This is a genomic window from Cupriavidus necator A5-1, assembly GCF_000744095.1.
Taxonomy (GTDB): Bacteria; Pseudomonadota; Gammaproteobacteria; order Burkholderiales; family Burkholderiaceae; genus Cupriavidus; species Cupriavidus necator_A.
The window spans coordinates 3962325-3980015 of sequence record NZ_JQLI01000008.1; the positions used below are offsets into that span (position 1 = coordinate 3962325).

15 protein-coding genes are annotated in these 17691 nt (G+C 67.2%); 5 read left to right on the forward strand and 10 right to left on the reverse strand.

Annotated elements, in window-relative coordinates; all coding sequences use genetic code 11:
• Positions 1–189: 189 nt before the first annotated feature.
• The 5 genes from K307_RS42425 to K307_RS42445 form a co-directional block, all read right to left on the reverse strand.
• Entirely contained in the window at positions 190–1743 is a 1554-nt protein-coding gene (locus tag K307_RS42425; RefSeq protein WP_042887007.1) for a malonate--CoA ligase, read from the reverse strand.
• 104 nt (positions 1744–1847) lie between these two features.
• The gene (locus tag K307_RS42430; RefSeq protein ID WP_042887009.1) at positions 1848–2630 is read right to left on the reverse strand and encodes an enoyl-CoA hydratase/isomerase family protein; all 783 of its coding nucleotides are present in this window, start codon (positions 2628–2630) and stop codon (positions 1848–1850) included.
• A 5-nt stretch (positions 2631–2635) separates the two neighbouring features.
• Entirely contained in the window at positions 2636–3649 is a 1014-nt protein-coding gene (locus K307_RS42435) for a Bug family tripartite tricarboxylate transporter substrate binding protein (protein WP_042887010.1), read from the reverse strand.
• A 118-nt stretch (positions 3650–3767) separates the two neighbouring features.
• Positions 3768–5222, reverse strand: a complete 1455-nt coding sequence (locus tag K307_RS42440) for a malonyl-CoA decarboxylase domain-containing protein (RefSeq protein WP_042888120.1) — start codon at positions 5220–5222, stop codon at positions 3768–3770.
• 75 nt (positions 5223–5297) lie between these two features.
• Positions 5298–6005: a GntR family transcriptional regulator gene (locus K307_RS42445; RefSeq protein WP_042888122.1), complete on the reverse strand. Its 708-nt coding sequence runs from the start codon at positions 6003–6005 to the stop codon at positions 5298–5300.
• 818 nt (positions 6006–6823) lie between these two features.
• Here K307_RS42445 and K307_RS42450 point away from each other — a divergent pair.
• A complete protein-coding gene (locus K307_RS42450; protein ID WP_042887011.1) occupies positions 6824–7906 on the forward strand; it encodes a YjgN family protein in 1083 nt (360 codons plus the stop codon).
• A 25-nt stretch (positions 7907–7931) separates the two neighbouring features.
• Positions 7932–8951, forward strand: a complete 1020-nt coding sequence (locus tag K307_RS42455) for a M48 family metallopeptidase (RefSeq protein ID WP_042887012.1) — start codon at positions 7932–7934, stop codon at positions 8949–8951.
• A gap of 19 nt (positions 8952–8970) precedes the next feature.
• On the opposite strand, the gene lgt is transcribed toward K307_RS42455, so the two are convergent.
• Both lgt and K307_RS42465 read right to left on the reverse strand, forming a co-directional pair.
• The gene (lgt, locus tag K307_RS42460; RefSeq protein WP_042887013.1) at positions 8971–9789 is read right to left on the reverse strand and encodes a prolipoprotein diacylglyceryl transferase; all 819 of its coding nucleotides are present in this window, start codon (positions 9787–9789) and stop codon (positions 8971–8973) included.
• Between the two features lie 44 nt (positions 9790–9833).
• Positions 9834–10799, reverse strand: a complete 966-nt coding sequence (locus tag K307_RS42465) for a LysR family transcriptional regulator (RefSeq protein WP_042887014.1) — start codon at positions 10797–10799, stop codon at positions 9834–9836.
• A gap of 162 nt (positions 10800–10961) precedes the next feature.
• Here K307_RS42465 and ilvD point away from each other — a divergent pair, with 162 nt between their 5' ends.
• A complete protein-coding gene (gene ilvD, locus K307_RS42470) occupies positions 10962–12635 on the forward strand; it encodes a dihydroxy-acid dehydratase (RefSeq protein ID WP_042887015.1) in 1674 nt (557 codons plus the stop codon).
• A 71-nt stretch (positions 12636–12706) separates the two neighbouring features.
• On the opposite strand, the gene K307_RS42475 is transcribed toward ilvD, so the two are convergent.
• The 3 genes from K307_RS42475 to K307_RS42485 are packed head-to-tail and all read right to left on the reverse strand — an operon-like array spanning position 12707 to position 15211.
• Entirely contained in the window at positions 12707–13198 is a 492-nt protein-coding gene (locus K307_RS42475) for a hypothetical protein (RefSeq protein ID WP_042887016.1), read from the reverse strand.
• Positions 13195–13629 (reverse strand): DNA polymerase III subunit chi, encoded by a 435-nt coding sequence (locus tag K307_RS42480; RefSeq protein ID WP_042887017.1) that lies wholly within the window; start codon positions 13627–13629, stop codon positions 13195–13197. The genes K307_RS42475 and K307_RS42480 overlap by 4 nt, the downstream gene beginning before the upstream one ends.
• 31 nt (positions 13630–13660) lie before the next feature.
• The gene (locus K307_RS42485) at positions 13661–15211 is read right to left on the reverse strand and encodes a leucyl aminopeptidase (RefSeq protein ID WP_042887018.1); all 1551 of its coding nucleotides are present in this window, start codon (positions 15209–15211) and stop codon (positions 13661–13663) included.
• 178 nt (positions 15212–15389) lie between these two features.
• Between K307_RS42485 and lptF the strand changes: the two genes are divergently transcribed.
• Positions 15390–16514 carry an LPS export ABC transporter permease LptF gene (gene lptF, locus K307_RS42490; protein ID WP_042887020.1) on the forward strand — a complete coding sequence of 375 codons (1125 nt, stop codon included), beginning with the start codon at positions 15390–15392 and terminating at the stop codon, positions 16512–16514.
• A complete protein-coding gene (lptG, locus tag K307_RS42495) occupies positions 16511–17689 on the forward strand; it encodes an LPS export ABC transporter permease LptG (RefSeq protein ID WP_042887022.1) in 1179 nt (392 codons plus the stop codon). Before lptF ends, lptG begins: the two co-directional genes overlap by 4 nt.
• The last annotated feature ends 2 nt before the right edge of the window (positions 17690–17691 follow it).

Genomic DNA, 17691 nt, shown 5'->3' on the forward strand with positions numbered 1-17691 from the left:
TCTCCCCTCAGGGGGAGAGGGTCGGGGAGAGGGGTGGGCTAGCGCTAGCAAGGAGCCACATCAAGCGGGGCCCAACGGTTTAAACCCACGGGCGTCAGCCCTTGACACTCCTGCCCTCTCCCCCGGCCCCTCTCCCGCAAGCGGGAGAGGGGAGCAAACCCGCAGCGCCTGAAAGGCCAGCAGCGTCCTTCAAAGCACCGCAAACTGCTCCCGCAACACATTCTTCTGCACCTTCCCCATCGTATTGCGCGGCAGCTCCTCTACCACGTGCACGCGCTTGGGCACCTTGAAGTTGGCGATGCGGTCCTTGAGCGTGCCGATCAGCGCCGACTCATCGATCTCCGCACCCGGCTTCTTCACCACCACAGCCACCACCGCCTCGCCAAAATCCGCATGCGGCACGCCGATCACGGCGCTCTCGGCCACGCCCGGCATCTCGTCGATAAAGCTCTCGATCTCCTTCGGGTAGACGTTGTAGCCGCCCGAGATGATCAGGTCCTTGCTGCGCCCGACGATGGTCAGGTAGTTGTCCGGCACCGGGCGCTCGCCCGACTGGCTGACGATGGAGCCGCCGAAGCGACCCACGTCGCCGGTCTTGAACCAGCCGTCTTCGGTGAATTCTTCGCGAGTCTTCTCCGGCATGCGCCAATAGCCCTTGAACACGTTCGGGCCCTTGACCTCGACATTGCCGATCTCGCCCGGCGCACACGCCTTGCCCTCGCCATCGACCCCGCGCACCGACACGCCCGGCAGCGGCATGCCGACGGTCCCGCCGATGCGCTCGCCCAGCGCCGGATCGTACGGGTTGGACACCAGCATCACGGTCTCGCTCATGCCGTAGCGCTCCAGGATGGTATGGCCGGTGCGCTCGCGGAAGGCGTCGAAGGTCTCCAGCAGCAGCGGCGCCGAGCCCGACACGAACAGACGCATGCGGCGGCAGGTGTCGTCGTCGAAGCGCGGCTCCTGCAACATGCGCACGTAATAGGTCGGCACGCCCATCATCACGGTCGAGCGCGGCAGGAATTTGAGCACTTGCGCCATGTCGAGCCTGGGCGCCCAGATCATCTTGGCGCCGGCCAGCAATGCGCCGTGCGAAGCCACGAACAGGCCGTGCACGTGGAAGATCGGCAGCATATGCAGCAGCACGTCGTCGCTGCGCCAGCCCCAGTATTCGTGCAGCGTCTGCGCGTTGGAAGCCAGGTTGCGGTGCGTCAGCATCGCGCCCTTGCTGCGGCCGGTGGTGCCGGAGGTGTAGAGGATGGCGGCGAGGTCGTCGTCCGCGCGCTCGACGGTGGTGAAGTCGTCGGACTTGGCGGCCGCGCGTGCCAGCAGCGAGCCGCTGCGGTCGTCGTCCAGCGTGAATACGTGGTTGACGCCATGGCGGAACGCCACCTTGGACACCCAGGCGAAATTTTTGCCGCTGCACACCACCACCGACGGCTCGGCGTTGCCGACGAAGTAGTCGATCTCGGCCTCCTGGTAGGCGGTGTTCAGCGGCAGGTAGACGTAGCCCGCGCGCAGCGTGGCCAGGTACAGGAACAGCGCCTCGGGCGACTTCTCCACCTGCACCGCCACGCGCGCGCCTTCGGGCAGGTGCAGCGAGGCCAGCAGGTTGGCCAGCTTGGCGGTGGCGCGGTCGAGGTCGTCCCAGCTGTAGTACAGGCCGTCATGCGTCTCGATGCAGCAGGCGGTGCGGTCGGCGGGAAAGCGGGATTCGAACAGGGCGAACAGGTTGGCGTTCATGGTGGGGATCGAACGAAAGACTGCGGAATTCGGGGATAAACGGGATAAGCGGTCACCACCCCTCGGGCGGCAACCGCGGCAAGGCAGCATCTTACCGGGTGGCGCTAGGCTCCCCGGAATTGCGGCGGGCGGCGCGCGAGGAAGGCGGCCACCCCTTCCGCGTGGTCGGCGCCCTCGGCATAGGCAAAGTGGGCGTCGAGTTCGGCGGGAGACAGCGGTGCGGGCAGCGGCGCCAGGCGCCGGATGGTGGCCTTGTTGATGCGGGCCGCCGCGGGCGCACCCGCGGTGATGCGGCGCACGGTGGCATCGACCTCGGCCGCCAGCACACGGGGCGCGACCACGCGCGTGAGCAGGCCCTTGTCGCGCGCCTCGGCGGCGTCGAAGACACGGCCCTCGAGCAGGATCTCCAGCGTTGCCGCCCGGCCTGCCAGCGCCAGCAGGCCCTGCAGCTCGCCCGGCGCCATCGGGAAGCCCAGCCGGTTGATCGGCACGCCGAAGCGGCTGTCCGCAGCGGCGATACGCAGGTCGCAGTGACAGGCGATCTCCAACCCGCCGCCCACGCACACGCCTTCGATCATCGCCACGGTCGGGTGCGGGCATTGGGCGATCGCCGCCAGCGCCGGCGCGATGGTGGCCATATGGTAGTGCCGCACTGCGGCTGCGTCGCCGCGCTCGGCGGGAAACTCGGCGATGTCGGCACCGGCGGCAAAATTGCCGTCGGCGCCGCGCACCACCACGCAGCGCAGCGCGGTATCGGCCGACAGGCGCGCAAAGCCCGCGGCCAGCTCGCGCCACATCTGCGCGGAGATGGCATTGAGCTTGCCGGCGTGCGACAGCGTGACGGTGGCGATGCTGTCCGCGGTGGCGAAGATGACGGTGCCGCTCATCTTGCTCAGTCGATCTTGGCGCCGGACTGTTGCACCACCTGCGCCCAGCGGCGGATCTCCGCGCGCAGGAACTGCGCGAACTGTTCCTGGGTGAAGGCCGGCGTCTCGGAGCCGTTGTTGAGCCAGACCTGCTTCATATCCGGCGTGTTCAGCGCCTTCTCGGTCTCGGCGTACAGGCGGTCGACGATTTCCTTGGGCGTGCCCTTGGGCACCCACATCGCATACCAGGTCGACACTTCATAGTTGGGCACGCCCGCCTCCGCCGCGGTCGGCACATTGGGGAAGGCTGCCGAGCGCTTGTTCGAAGCGACCGCCAGCGCCTTGATGCGGCCGGCGCGGATATGCTGCGCCGACGAGCCCAGGCCGTCGAACATCAGGTCGACCTGGCCCGCGATCAGGTCGGACAGCGCCGGGCCGGCACCCTTGTAGGGGATATGGGTGATGAAGGTCTTGGTCTGGATCTTGAACAGCTCGCCGGCCAGGTGGTGGGCCGAGCCGTTGCCGGCGGAGCCGTAGTTGAGCTTGCCGGGATTGGCCTTCGCGTTGGCGATCAGCTCCTGCAGCGTGTTGGCCTTGACGCGGTTGGGGTTGACCACCACCACCTGCGGCGGCTGGGCGATCACCGTGACGGGGATGAAATCCTTCTCGATGTCGTAGTCCAGCTTCTTGTAGAACGACGGCGCAATCGCGTGGTGGGCGCCGCCGATAAACACCGTATAGCCATCCGGCGCGGCCTTGGCCGCGATGCTCGCGCCGACCGTGCCGCCGGCGCCGCCGCGGTTGTCAATCACGAACTGCTTGCCGAGCTGCTTGGACAGCTGCGCGGTCAGCGGCCGCGCAAAGGCATCGGTGCCGCCGCCGGCGGGGAACGGCACGATCACGGTGACGGGCTTGGACGGCCAGGTGTCCGCATGTGCGGCGGGTGCCGCAAGCATTGCACCGGCACTGATGCCTGCCAGACCCACAGCCATGCCTGCTGCCCGCGCGCACGCGGCCAGGCTGAACTGACGACGATTCATCTAATGTCTCCTCTCTCTCTTCCGGAAAGTCAATCCGAGTACTGCTTGAATCCCGACAAAAGAACACGGCACGCCAGGCGCCGCCTGTGCGGGGGCGATCCCCGTGACCGGACCAGGGTCACAGCAGCTTCCCGACGCTACGGCTGATGCGCGGGTTGCCTGCGCCCAGGCGTGCCAGATTGTCATCCAGCGCCTCGGGCACGTAAAGGTAATTCACCATCATGCCGCAGCTCTGGCTGCGGCCTTTGCGCGACAGGTCGGCGGCCCAGTTCAGGCGCTCGACGCAGGCGCCGTTGCCCAGGTGGAAGCGCGCCACGGGGTCGGCCGGCATGGCCTGGTTGCGTTCGCGCACCAGGTAGTGCGCGGCCAGGGTCATGGCGGTATCGCGCGTCACCGCGTCGGCGGCATCGGGCGCCAGCGCCTCCAGCCATGCCGCGCCGTCCGCTGGCGCGTTGCCGTGGCGCTCGCTCCAGCGCGCCACGCGCTTGTCGCCGAGCACGCGCGACACGGCCGCGCCGTCCTGCTTGCGCAGCCAGTCGGCAAACCCGGGGATCGGCGACAGCGTCGCAAACTGCTTCACTTTCGGGAATTCGCGCTGCACCTCCTCGATCACGCGCTTGAGCAGGAAGTTGCCGAAGCTGACGCCGCGCAGGCCCGCCTGAGTATTGCTGATCGAGTAGAAGATCGCCCATTTGACGCGGCGCAGGTCTTCCAGCGGCGCGGCCTCGTCGAGCAATGTATGCACATTGGCTGCCATCTCCGGCGCGAATGCCACCTCGACAAAGATCAGCGGCTCGCGCGGGATGCGCGGGTGGAAGAACGCATAGCAGCGGCGGTCCGAGTCGAGCCGGTTGCGCAGGTCGGTCCACGAGGCGATCTCGTGCACGGCTTCGTAGCGGATCAGCTTTTCCAGCAGCGACGCCGGCGAGTCCCAGGTGATCGGTTGCAGCTCCAGCAGGCCCACGTCGAACCAGTTGGAGAACAGCGCCTCGAGGTCGTCGTCGAGCGCGCGCAGGCCCGGCACGCGGCGCTGCCAGCGCAGCATGTCGGCGCGCAGCTGGATCAAGAAGTGCAGGCCGCAGGCGCTGTTGCCGCGCTGGCCGTGCAGCGCCGCCAGCCGCTTGAAGAAGCGGATGCGGGCGTTGGAGAGCGCCTGGGTCAGGCCGGAATTTCCCGTGTGCACGCGGGCACTGCGCGCACCTTTGTCGCCGTCGGCCGCAGCGTCGTCGCTGCCGCTGCCGCTGGCCACCTCGGCCAGCACCGCCAGCATGCCGCGCCGCGCGGCCTCCCCGGCCGCTTCATACTCCGCCTGCCAGGCGTGCGCGGCGGCGTTGGCGGCGCCATCGGTCAGGCGCGCATCGAAGCACAGCCGCAGTTGCTCGCGCTGGCGGCGCGCCACGCGCGGCGCCAGCGGCGCCTCGCCATCGGCAGGCGTGGCGGTGGGCGCCTTGTTTTCGCCCTCGCCCTTGCGCCCCCACCAGCGGCCCAGCCGCGACAGGAAATTCGTGCCCGCCGGCTCGCTCTCGCCCAGCGGTGCGCTGATTTTCTGGTCAACCGTGTCGAAGGAATTCATGCCTTGCCTGCCTTGGTGCATCGATCGGAACGTGAAGGAACTGGCTGTTTCCATTGCGGCGTGCGTGCCCTGCCCTTACTCCTCGCCAACCGCCACGCGAAGCGCGGGCGGCGCGCGGCCGGCCTGCGCATCGGCGCCGCCGGCATCGAGCGCCTTGAGCGCGACGCGCTGGCGCAGCAGGTGGGTCTTCATCATCGCCTCGGCGCCTTCCGCGTCGCGCGCCTTGAGCGCGGCGAACACGGACAGGTGCTCGGCGCAGGATTCGTGGATCCGGCCTGGCAGCTTCAGGCTCTTGTGGCGCGACAGCCGCAGCACCTTGCGCAGGTCGCTGATCAGGCCCGACAGCCAGCGGTTGCCCGCCAGCCGCTGGATCCCTTCATGGATCTGGGCATTGGTCTCGTAGTAGGCGTCGATGTCGCCGGCCTGCGCATAGCGCGCCAGGTCGGCATGCAGCCCCTCGAGCGCGTCCAGGTCGGCGCGCGTGGCGTTCTGGGCGGCCTCGAAGGCGCAGCGGCCTTCCAGCAGCGCCATCAGCGGGAAGATCTCGTCCAGGTCCTGCTCGGACAGCTCGTTGACGAAGCAGCCGCGGCGCGGCTCCAGCCGCACCAGTCCTTCGGCGGCCAGCACCTTGAGCGCCTCGCGCAGCGGCGTACGCGAGATGCCCAGCGCTTCGGCCATCGCGCTTTCGTCGATCCAGGCGCCGGGCGCGAGCGTGTGCGCGTCGATCATGGCGCGCAGCCGGTCCGCCACTTCCAGGTACAACGCCTGCTGGATGATGCGCATGCCCAACCCCGGGATGAATGCGAGGATCGAGGGACCCCAATCCCCTTCTGCGCCGGCCACGCGAATGCGCCCCGGTCGTCATAATTCATAATTATGGATTAGGCCGCGAACGATACAAGCAATTTCGATGTTGCGGCGCAAACCAGCCCGGACGGGGATTGCGGTATTCGGCGTGGGGATTTTGGCTGCCGGAGAATGCACCGGCGGGAGAGGTGCGGCGGACGTTTCCCAGCCTCCCTGCAAGGAAACGCCCGCGCCTGAAAGAACTGCCAGACTGCTTCATCGCAGGCAGGCACTGATAGCAGTGTCTGCCGCGTGGGTCATTGAACAACCTGGCGCTGGCCCGGCGCCACCCCTTTGAAGACGCGCTGACGCGCGGATTTTCCCTTTTGCCCTTGTATTTTCGTGAAGCGCGCTGGCTGTGCCGCCCTTGCGGGCCATGCCTGGATCCTCCCTCGCGCTCCCCCTTGGCGGCCTGTGGCATGCCGCTCATCTTGTAACAGGATAGTTAGCGATTAACGTGCCAGGGATGCTAAGTCCCTGATTCCATTGATGACTACTATCCGAAACTTGTTACAGGATACGTCTAGTGTAACAGGATGTTTCCGGCATGTTACGAGGGTTTTCCCACAGCGCCGACGAGAGAAATCGACTGGCGGCAAATGCATATGCAGAATGTGCCGTAGCCTTTGTTTATCGATGCGAGAATGTGTGCGGCACGCCGCAAAGGTACCAAATTATTTTGTTTCATAAATGAAGCGGAGCAAACGCCTCTTTTCTCTTGCCGTCGCTTTTCCAACACATCCGGAGCTTGCGCCATGCACGCTGGCAGTAGCGATTTCACCCTCTCCGCCCCGCCGGCCCCCGCCGATCCGCACGATGGCGCGTTACGGCCCCTGAGCCTTTCCTTTACCGGCAGCGGCTCGGAGTATTTCCGCATCTGGATCGTCAATGTGCTGCTGAGCATCGTCACCTTCGGCTTTTATTCGGCCTGGGCCAAGGTGCGCACGCTGCAGTATTTCTATCGCAATACCCGGCTCGACGGCGCCAGCTTCGATTACCACGGCAAGCCCTCGGCCATCCTGAAGGGCCGGGCCATCGTGGTTGCGCTGGCGTTCGCGTTCCAGGTCGCGACCAATGTGTCGCCCTTCCTTTCGCTGGCGATGCTGGTCGCGCTGCTGGCGGTGTTCCCCCTGCTGCTGGTGCGCTCGCTGCGCTTCCGCATGGCCAACTCCAGCTACCGCGGCCTGCGCTTCGCCTTTGCCGGGCGCGATGCCGAGGCCTACAAGGTGTTCGTGCTGTGGCCGCTGGCGGCGGTGTTCACGCTGGGCCTGCTAGGCCCGCTGGCGCACCAGCGCTTCAAACGCTACCAGCACAACCATACGCGCTTCGGCACGGCGCCGTTTGCCTTCAGCGCGGACGCGGGCGATTTCTACGGCGTCTACCTGCGCGCCTTCGGCATGATGGTCGCGGTGGTCGCCATCGCGGCGGTGGGCAGCCTGGTGCTGGGCGCGAGCGCGTCAGGCAGACTCGGCGCGGCGCTGTCGTTCGGCATCGGCATCGCAGGCTTCTACCTGGCGCTGCTGGCGGTCAGCCCCTACCTGATGGCGCGCCTGCAGAACATCGTGTGGAGCCACACCACGCTGGCGCCGCACGCGTTCCGCAGCGAGGTCAGGGCCGGGCGCATGGTCTTTATCTTTGTCACCAACCTGCTCGCCATCGCGCTGACGCTGGGCCTGTACCTGCCTTTTGCCCGGGTGCGCGCGGCGCGCTACCGGCTCGAATGTGTAACGATGCTGGCAGCGGGCCCGCTCGACAGCTTCATCGCCGGCGAGGCCGAGCAAGTCGGGGCGCTGGGCGAGGCGGCGGTAGACTGGTACGACATCGACATCGCGCTCTGAACCCGGGCGCCCCATCGCCAGCACCATGATTTCCGTCACCTTCTTCGACGGCCGCACCTCGCGCGCGCACCCCGCCACGCTGGCGGTGGAGGCGCAGCAGGCGGTGCTGCGCGACGACACCGGCGCCGAGCTGCGCCGTGCGCCGTTGTCGGACGTGCGCGTGTCCGAACGCGTGCGCCGCGCGCCGCGGCTGGTCACCTTTGCCGACGGCGCCTTCTGCGAAATCACCGACCACGCCGCCTTCGACCATATGCTGGCCGCGAGCGGCCATCGCGAAGGGCTGGTGTCGCGCGCGCAAAACAGCTGGCGCGTGGCCGGGCTGGCGCTGGCCACGCTGCTGGCGGTGCTGGTGCTGGGCTACTACGTGCTGTTGCCGTGGGGGGCGGGCGTGATGGCGCGTGCGGTGCCGGCGCAGGTCGAGGCCCACCTCGGCAGGCTGACACTGGCGAGCCTGGACAATGGCATCGTCAAGCCGTCGCAGCTGCCGGCTGCCGAGCAGCAGCGCATCCGTTCCGGCTTCGCCGCGCTGGTGCGTCCGCACGATGCCGGGCACGATTACCAGATCCTGTTCCGCCAAGGCGGAGAACTCGGTGCCAATGCGCTGGCGCTGCCCGGCGGCACCATCGTGGTCACCGACGAGTTGGTCAGCCTGGCCGGCACCGGCGCCGGCATGATGGGCGTGCTGGCGCACGAGGCCGGCCACGTGGCGCTGCGCCACGGGCTGCAGCAGGTGATCCAGGCATCCGCGCTGGGCGTGCTGTCGGCCTACCTGTTCGGGGATATCTCGACGGTGCTGGCCGGCGTGCCGGCCGCCATGCTGACGCTGCGCTATTCACGCAACCACGAGCGCGAAGCCGATGACTTTGCGATCGCGGTCATGCAGCGCAACGGCCTGCCGCCCGCGGCGCTGGCCGATGTGCTGGTCAGGCTGGAGAACCGTCGCGGTGCGGCGTCGGACACCGAGGCAGAGCACCGCCAGGACTTCCTGTCGACGCACCCGCAAACCCGCGCCCGGATCGAGGCCCTGCGCCGCGCCGGCAAGTAAGCGCTGCGGCGCCGGCCGCTCAGGCCACCGGCTGCGGCGCGTCCGCGCCGGGCTGGCGGCGATAGGCCCAGATCACCATGGCGATGCCGGCCAGGATCATCGGCAGGCTCAGCCACTGGCCCATCGACATCTTCAGCGCCAGCAGCCCGAGGAAGTTGTCGGGCTCGCGCGCGAACTCCGCGGCAAAGCGGAACACGCCATAGCCGATCAGGAACACGCCCGAGACCGCGCCCATCGGCCGCGGCTTGCGCGCGAACAGCCACAGGATGATGAACAGCGCCACGCCTTCGCCTGCAAACTGGTAGAGCTGCGACGGATGGCGCGGGATGTTGTCGCCCGCCTGCGGGAAGATCATGCCCCACGGCAGGTCGGTCGCACGGCCCCATAGTTCGCCGTTGATAAAGTTGCCGATGCGCCCGGCGGCCAGCCCGCACGGGATCATCGGCGCGATGAAGTCGGTCACCTCCATCCAGTGGCGCCGGCGCAGCTTGCCGAACAGCCACATTGCCACGATCACGCCCAGGAAGCCGCCATGGAAGGCCATGCCACCTTCCCACACCTTGAAGATCTCCAGCGGGTGCGCCAGGTAGTACGACGGCTTGTAGAACAGCACGTAGCCCAGCCGCCCGCCCAGGATCACGCCCAGCACGCCAAAGAACAGCATGTCGTCCAGGTCGCGCGTGGTCCAGCCCTTGGCCGCGATATGCGGCTGGCGGATGCGCAGGCGCCCGAAGCCCAGGAACATGATGAACCCGGCCAGGTACATCAGCCCGTACCAGCGGATGGCAAGCGGGCCCAGGTGGATGGCAACCGGGTCGAACTGGGGATGAATCAGCATGTTGGCGTGAATGGAGTTGGGGACGGGCCTGGGCCCGCACGTAGTCAGCGTCGCTCGGGCCCGGCAGCGGCGGCCGCCTCGTGCGCGAGCGCGGTCGCGATCTCGATGAAGGAACGCAGCACCGGCGCCACGCCGGCGGCGCCGGCCGCACCAGTGGGCGCGCCATCGCGCCAGACCAGGCCGGTCTCGATCTGCGGGCCGGTCTCGCGCAGCGCCAGGTATGACACGCCGGTGCGGCGAAGGTTGCACAGCGACGACGGCACCAGCGCCACACCCATGCCGGCCGACACCAGGCTGACGATGGTCTGCATCTGGATGGCTTCCTGCGCGATCACCGGCGCCAGGCCCTCGCGCGCATAGTAGCCCGTAATGATGTCATAAAACGCCGGGGCGCTTCGGCGCGGGAAGATGATCAGCGGCTCGTGGGCCGCCTCGCGCAGCGAGACAGTGCCATTCGCCGCGAACACCCCGCCCGCCGGGCGCCAGCCGTCCGGGACGGCCAGCACCAGCGGTTCGCTCACCAGCGGCAGGTAGGCAAGCCCGTGCGGCATGGTCGGGAGCTGGGGGCGGATCACCAGGCCGGCGTCGATCGCGCCTTCCATCAGCGCTTCGAGTTGCACGTCGCTGGTGGCCTCGCGCAACTGCAACTGCACTTCCGGGTGGCGAGCGCGGAAGCTCCGCAAGAGATCGGGCAGGATGCCGTAGTCGGCCGTACTGACGAAGGCCAGCGACAGCGACCCCACCTCGCCGCGCGCCAGCCGCTGCGCCAGCCCGGGCAGCGCCGCGGCGTCGGCCAGCACCCGGCGCACCTCAGGCAGCCATTGCTGGCCGGCCGGCGTCAGCACCACCGAGCGGCGCGTGCGCACGAATAGCTGCACGCCGATTTCCTCTTCAAGCGCCTGGATCTGCTGTGACAGCGGCGGCTGCGTCATCGACAGGCGACGGGCCGCACGGCCGAAATGCAACTCTTCGGCCACTGTGACGAAGTAACGCAGCTGGCGCAGGTCCAATCCGGCTCCTGATATGTTTTTCGACTCAATAAAGGTCAAATAATATATTTGACACACCAAAACGCAAGCGGCATCCTTTCGGCCACAACATCGCCGCCGTGCGCCATTTGCACATGCGACCCGCGCAGGGCGGCACTGAAGATCCCCCGGAGATTCCCCACCATGGCATTCAACAAACGCTCGCAGAACATCACGCAAGGCGTGGCGCGTTCCCCCAACCGTTCGATGTACTACGCACTCGGCTACAAGAAGGAAGACTTCGACAAGCCGATGGTGGGCATCGCCAACGGGCACTCGACCATCACCCCCTGCAACGCCGGCCTGCAGCGCCTGGCCGATGCGGCCATCGACGCCATCAAGGCATCGGACGCCAACCCGCAGGTGTTCGGCACCCCGACCATCTCGGACGGCATGTCGATGGGCACCGAGGGCATGAAGTACTCGCTGATCTCGCGTGAAGTCATCGCCGACTGCATCGAGACCGCCGCGCAGGGCCAGTGGATGGACGGCGTGGTCGTGATCGGCGGCTGCGACAAGAACATGCCGGGCGGCATGATCGCGCTGGCTCGCACCAACGTGCCTGGCATCTATGTCTACGGCGGCACCATCAAGCCGGGCAACTGGAAGGGCAAGGACCTGACCATCGTGTCGTCGTTCGAGGCCGTGGGCGAATTCACCGCCGGGCGCATGAGCGAAGAAGACTTCGAAGGCGTGGAAAAGAATGCCTGCCCGTCGACCGGCTCGTGCGGCGGCATGTACACCGCGAACACCATGAGCTCGTCGTTCGAGGCACTGGGCATGTCGCTGCTGTACTCGTCGACCATGGCCAACCCGGACCAGGAGAAGGTCGACAGCGCCGCCGAATCGGCGCGCGTGCTGGTGGAAGCCATCAAGAAGGACATCAAGCCGCGCGACATCATCACGCGCAAGTCGATCGAGAACGCCGTGGCGCTGATCATGGCCACCGGCGGCTCGACCAACGCCGTGCTGCACTACCTGGCGATCGCCCATGCCGCCGAAGTGGAATGGACCATCGACGACTTCGAGCGGATCCGCCGCAAGGTGCCGGTGATCTGCAACCTGAAGCCGTCGGGCCAGTACGTGGCAACGGACCTCCACAAGGCAGGCGGCATTCCGCAGGTCATGAAGATCCTGCTCAAGGCCGGCATGCTGCACGGCGACTGCCTGACCATCACCGGCCGCACGCTGGCTGAAGAACTGGAAAACGTGCCCGACACCCCGCGTGCCGACCAGGACGTAATCCTGCCGATCGAGAAGGCGCTCTACGCCGAGGGCCACCTGGCCATCCTGAAGGGCAACCTGTCCGAAGAAGGCGCGGTCGCCAAGATCAGCGGCCTGAAGAACCCGGTCATCACCGGCCCGGCGCGCGTGTTCGAGGACGAGCAGAGCGCGATGGAAGCCATCCTGGCCGACAAGATCAATGCCGGCGACATCCTGGTACTGCGCTACCTCGGCCCCAAGGGCGGCCCCGGCATGCCGGAAATGCTGGCCCCGACCTCGGCCATCATCGGCAAGGGCCTGGGCGAGTCGGTCGGCTTCATCACCGACGGCCGCTTCTCGGGCGGCACCTGGGGCATGGTGGTTGGCCACGTCGCGCCGGAAGCGTACGTGGGCGGCACTATCGCGCTGGTGCAGGAAGGCGACTCGATCACCATCGATGCGCACAAGCTGTTGCTGCAGTTGAACGTGGCCGACGAAGAGTTGGCCAAGCGCCGCGCCAACTGGAAGCAGCCGGCGCCGCGTTATACCCGTGGGGTGCTGGCCAAGTTCTCGAAGCTGGCTTCGACGGCGAGCAAGGGGGCGGTGACGGACTGATCTTCGTCCGCGCTGATGCAAAAAAGCCTGCGATCGCTCGCAGGCTTTTTTCTTGGAAATGACCCGTAGGCTCAATCCCCGCCCGGCGTCCTCTCGATCTCTTCCAGCGTCGCATCCAGCCACTCCACCAGCCGCGCTTCCAGCGACTGCGTCAGCTCGCTCGCCAGTTGCGCCGTCAGCGGTGCCAGCCGCGACTGCAACGTGGCTTCGGTGTGAGCAGCCACCACCTGCGGCCACTCGGTGCGAAAGCGCATCATCACGCGCGTCAGCAACTCGGTGCGGACGGCACGCAAGTCGTCCTCGCCCGGCTCGCCCGTATCTGCAGCCGATGCCGGTGCGACGCCCTCGTCCTCCACGGCATCGCCCGTATCGCCGACATGCATGACCAGACCGGATTCGGCCATGCCGAAGGTATCGATCACCCCCTCCTGCGCAGCGGCGGCCGGCGCCGCCGTTTCCCCCGTTTTTTCCACATCCGGCAGGTCGACAACCTCGGTCAGCAACGGAATGCTGTCGTTGGGCCCGGGCCGCGGGATCACCCGCGAGGTGGTGCGTTCGCTCATGTGGCGTCTCCCTTGGGCTGGCCGATGTCGTGGTGCGTCAGCGGATAGCCGCGTTCGCGATAGAAGCGGTAGCGCTGGCGGCCGGCCTCGCGGGCCGCATCGCCGGCGCCCACCACCTCGATCAGGCGTTCGAAGCTGGCAAATTGTGCCGGCGCCTCGTCGGCCAGGTTGATCAGCAGCTGGTGGTGCGGCACGCCCTCGGTGGTGGCGGCCAGCAGGATTGGCGTGACGGCCGCATTGGGGCTCTCGAGCCCGCAATGCGGCAGGAAGTCCAGCGCCGAGAATGTCCACAGGCGAGCGTCCAGGTCCGCCAGCTGCGCCGGCGCCCCGTGGATCACCACCTTTTGCCCGGCGCCGTAGGCCTTGCGGACCAGCCGGCAGACATAGCCGAGCACGTCCGGCACGTTGCTGTGGAAGTCGATGCGCGTCATGGACTGTCGATGCCTGTGTTGCGCGCCGCGGTCAGGCCGCGCGGTCCATCAGGAACTGCGCCAGCATCGGCACCGGGCGGCCGGTGGCGCCCTTGGCCGCGCCGCTCTTCCACGCGGTGCCGGCGATGTCCAGGTGGGCCCAGTCGTACTTCTCGGTAAAGCGCGACAGGAAGCAGGCCGCGGTGACGCTGCCCGCCGGACGGCCGCCGATATTGCCCATGTCGGCAAAGTTGGACTTGAGCTGGTCCTGGTACTCGTCGTCCAGCGGCAGGCGCCAGGCGGTGTCCATAGCGCGGCGGCCGGCCTGCAGCAGCTGGTCGGCGAGCAGGTCGGAACGCGCGTACAGGCCGCTGTTGACATGGCCCAGCGCGATGATGCAGGCACCGGTCAGCGTGGCGACGTCGATCACCGCGGCCGGCTTGAAGCGTTCCACGTAGGTCAGCGCATCGCACAGGATCAGGCGGCCTTCGGCGTCGGTATTCAGGATCTCGATGGTCTGGCCCGACATGCTGGTGACGACATCGCCCGGCTTGGTGGCGATGCCGCTGGGCATGTTCTCGCAGGTCGGCACCACGGCGATCACGTTGAGCTTCAGTCCCATTTCCGCCACGGCCTGGATGGTACCCAGCACCGAAGCCGCGCCGCACATGTCGTACTTCATCTCGTCCATGCCCTCGCCCGGCTTGAGCGAGATGCCGCCGGTGTCGAAGGTAATGCCCTTGCCCACCAGCACCACCGGTGCGTGCTTGGCGCCGGCGCCGTCATAGCGCAGCACGATGAACTGTGGCGGCTCTTCGCTGCCCTTGGTCACGGCGAGGAAGGCGCCCATGTTCAGCGCCTCGATCTGCTTGCGGCCCAGCACTTCGGCCTTGAGCTTGTGGCGCTTGGCGATGCCGCGCGCGGTGTTGGCCAGGTAGGTTGGGGTGCAGATATTGGACGGCAGGTTGCCCAGGTCGCGCGTCAGTTCCATGCCGTTGGCGATGGCGGTGCCGCGCACCGCGGCCTGCGTGGCGGCGCGGGCGTCGTCGCTGTCCACCGCGATCACGACCTTGCGCAGCGAGGACTTGTCAGTGCCGTTGGGCTTGCCGTTGGCGGCATTGTGGGCATTGGCGCGCTTCAGGCCGGGGTGGCGCTCCAGCAGGCGATAGCCCGCGTCGCGCACCAGCGTGATGGTGGTGATGACCGACCAGGCGACATCGCGCTGCTGCGGGGCTTGTTGCGCCAGGCACCACAGCGCCGAGGCCGCACGCGTGGACGACAAGGCACGCACCGCGGTGCGCACGGCATCGGCAAAGGCCTTGTCCGAGAACTCGGCTTCCTTGCCCAGGCCCACCAGCAGCACGCGCGCGGCGCCCACGCCGGCGACTTCGTGCAGCATCAGGTGCGTGCCGCGCTTGCCCTCGAAGTCACCCTGCTTGACCAGCCGCGCCACCAAGCCCTTCGTCGCCACGTCCAGCGCCTTGGCCACGCCGGCAAGGTTCTGGCCTTCGAACAGGCCGACGACCAGGCAGTCGGTCTTGGTCGCCAGGAAACCATTTTGGCCGGCTTTGCTCCAATCCAGGGCTTTTGTGCTAAATTCCATCGCGCTTCCTTCCAGGGGCTCGTTAGACACGAAAGCCTCCATTATCCGCGATTTTCACCCGCGACCTGCCGCTGCTGATCCGTCCCGCTGACAGCCCGCTGTCTTGTCAGCTGTTCTCCCAGGCACATCTTGCACGGCACATCGCCCGCTCCGGCCGGCAGACCGGAACCGAACCCGCATGATCCTTCAACAAGCCCTGCGACGCGAGCTCGCCTACACCGCCGGGGCGGTGTTCCTGGTGATGCTGACCTTCATGCTCACGTCGCTCGTGATCCGCATCCTGGGCCTGGCCGCCAACGGCAAGGCCAGCCCCAACGACGTGCTGATGCTGATCGGCCTGGCCACCATCGGCTACCTGTCGATCCTGCTGTCGGCCACGCTCTTCATCTCCACCCTGATCGTGCTCACGCGCTGGTACAAGGATTCGGAGATGGTGGTGTGGTTCTCGGCCGGCATCTCGCTGCGCGACCTTATCAAGCCGGTGCTGCAGTTCGCCGCGCCCCTCATCGTGCTGTCGCTGCTGCTGGGCGTGTTCGCCTGGCCGTGGGCCAACCAGCAGAGTGCGCTCTTTCGCGACCGCTTCGAGCAGCGCGGCGTGATCTCGATGATCGCCGCCGGGCGCTTTATCGAGCCCGCCAAGGCCAACTACGTGCTGTTCATCGAGGGCATCGACGCCGACATGAAGCATGCGCGCAATGTCTTCGTGGCCAATTCCGAGGCCGACAAGATCGGCGTGGCGCTGGCGCACCAGGGCAAGTTCGAGACCATGCCCAACGGCGACCGGCTGGTGGTGATGGAGAACGGCCGCCGCTACTCCGGCACGCCCGGCCAGATCGACTACCGCATCGTCGAGTTCGAACGCTATGCGGTCAAGGTGGACAGCAAGCCGCCTGAGTCGGAGGCCAGCCTGCCGCCCAAGAGCCGCGACACCATCGACCTGATCCGCAATCCGACGCCGGAGAACCTGGGCGAGCTGGTGTGGCGCATGTCGCTGCCGATCCTGGCCTTCAACTTCGTGATGATCGCGATCCCGCTGGCCTACGTGAACCCGCGCCTGGGCCGCTACACGCCGCTGGTGTTCGCGGTGCTGATCTACCTGACCTACAGCAACCTGATCAACCTGTCGCAGTCATGGGTGCGCTCGGGCGCGATCCCGTTCTGGCTGGCGTGGTGGCCGATCCACCTGGTGGTGTTCCTGGGGGCGCTGATGCTGTTCCGCTACCGGCAGAACCGCAGCCTGGGCGGCTGGAGGGCCGTGTTCGGCCTGCGCCGCCGTGCCGTAGCCACCGGAGGCCGGGCATGAGGATCCTGCACGTCTACGAACGCTACTTCGGCCGGCTGGTCTATGGCGTGTTCGCCTTTATCCTGTTCGCGGTGCTGTCGCTGTTCGTGTTCTTCGACATGCTCAGCGAGCTGGAGAGCGTCAACGGCAAGTACACCTCGCTGGTGGCGCTGTTCCACGTACTATTGCAGGCGCCCACGCGGGTCTACGAGGTGCTGCCGATCGCGGTGCTGATTAGCGCGATTTACGTGTTCTCGCAGCTCGCCAGCCAGTCCGAGTACACCATCTTCCGCGTGGCCGGCCTGAACACGCGCCAGGCGCTGTTCTCGCTGTTCAAGCTGGCGGTGCCGCTGGCGCTGGTGACGTTTATCTTCGGGGAATTCATTGGCCCGCGTGCGGAGCAGTATGCGCAGAAGGTCAAGCTCGAGGCGATCGGCGCGACGGTGTCCGCGGGCTTCCGCTCCGGGGTCTGGGTCAAGGACCGCGACAAGGACGCCACCGACGGCGGCGAGGTCACCCGCTTCGTCAACGTGGCGGGGCTGCGTCCGGACCAGACCATCACCGGCATCACGATCTACGAATTCGATCCCCAGTACCGCCTGCGCGTGATCCGCGTGGCGCAGGAAGGGCGCTACCAGGGCGGCCAGTCGTGGGAGCTGCAGAACGTCAGCGAAACGCGTTTTGCCGAGCTGGCCAAGACGGCGCAACCGACGCAGGCGGCACAGCCCGCCGCGCGCAGCGACGCGCTGGCGCCGGTGTTCCGTGCCGAGCAACTGAAATTCCCGCGCGTGACCATGCATTCCGAGCTGACGCCGCAGATCCTGTCGGTGCTGCTGGTGACGCCCGAGCGCATGTCGACGGTGGACCTGTTCCGCTATATCCGCCACCTGCGCGACAACAAGCAGGACACGCAGCGCTACGAGATCGCGTTCTGGAAGAAGGTGATCTATCCGCTGACGCTGTTCGTGATGGTGGCGCTGGCCCTGCCCTTCGCCTATCTGCACGCCCGTGCCGGCGCGGTCGGCGTCAAGGTGTTCGGCGGCATCATGCTGGGGCTGTCGTTCCACTTGTCGAATACGCTGTTCTCGCACGTGGGGCTGCTGCATACGTGGCCGCCGATTATCTCGGCGCTGGTGCCAGGCACGCTCTACCTGATGGTGGCGCTGCTGGCGCTGCGTTGGGTGGATCGTCACTGAGC

Excerpts from the sequence above, each read along its gene's own strand:
- K307_RS42480 (WP_042887017.1), bottom strand. The coding sequence starts at position 13,629 with ATGACGCGCATCGACTTCCACAGCAACGTGCCGGACGTGCTCGGCTAT.
- K307_RS42430 (WP_042887009.1), bottom strand. The coding sequence starts at position 2,630 with ATGAGCGGCACCGTCATCTTCGCCACCGCGGACAGCATCGCCACCGTC.
- K307_RS42485 (WP_042887018.1), bottom strand. The coding sequence starts at position 15,211 with ATGGAATTTAGCACAAAAGCCCTGGATTGGAGCAAAGCCGGCCAAAAT.
- K307_RS42425 (WP_042887007.1), bottom strand. The coding sequence starts at position 1,743 with ATGAACGCCAACCTGTTCGCCCTGTTCGAATCCCGCTTTCCCGCCGAC.
- K307_RS42450 (WP_042887011.1), top strand. The coding sequence starts at position 6,824 with ATGCACGCTGGCAGTAGCGATTTCACCCTCTCCGCCCCGCCGGCCCCC.
- lptG (WP_042887022.1), top strand. The coding sequence starts at position 16,511 with ATGAGGATCCTGCACGTCTACGAACGCTACTTCGGCCGGCTGGTCTAT.
- K307_RS42455 (WP_042887012.1), top strand. The coding sequence starts at position 7,932 with ATGATTTCCGTCACCTTCTTCGACGGCCGCACCTCGCGCGCGCACCCC.
- lptF (WP_042887020.1), top strand. The coding sequence starts at position 15,390 with ATGATCCTTCAACAAGCCCTGCGACGCGAGCTCGCCTACACCGCCGGG.
- K307_RS42475 (WP_042887016.1), bottom strand. The coding sequence starts at position 13,198 with ATGAGCGAACGCACCACCTCGCGGGTGATCCCGCGGCCCGGGCCCAAC.
- K307_RS42440 (WP_042888120.1), bottom strand. The coding sequence starts at position 5,222 with ATGAATTCCTTCGACACGGTTGACCAGAAAATCAGCGCACCGCTGGGC.
- lgt (WP_042887013.1), bottom strand. The coding sequence starts at position 9,789 with ATGCTGATTCATCCCCAGTTCGACCCGGTTGCCATCCACCTGGGCCCG.
- K307_RS42435 (WP_042887010.1), bottom strand. The coding sequence starts at position 3,649 with ATGAATCGTCGTCAGTTCAGCCTGGCCGCGTGCGCGCGGGCAGCAGGC.
- ilvD (WP_042887015.1), top strand. The coding sequence starts at position 10,962 with ATGGCATTCAACAAACGCTCGCAGAACATCACGCAAGGCGTGGCGCGT.
- K307_RS42445 (WP_042888122.1), bottom strand. The coding sequence starts at position 6,005 with ATGCGCATCATCCAGCAGGCGTTGTACCTGGAAGTGGCGGACCGGCTG.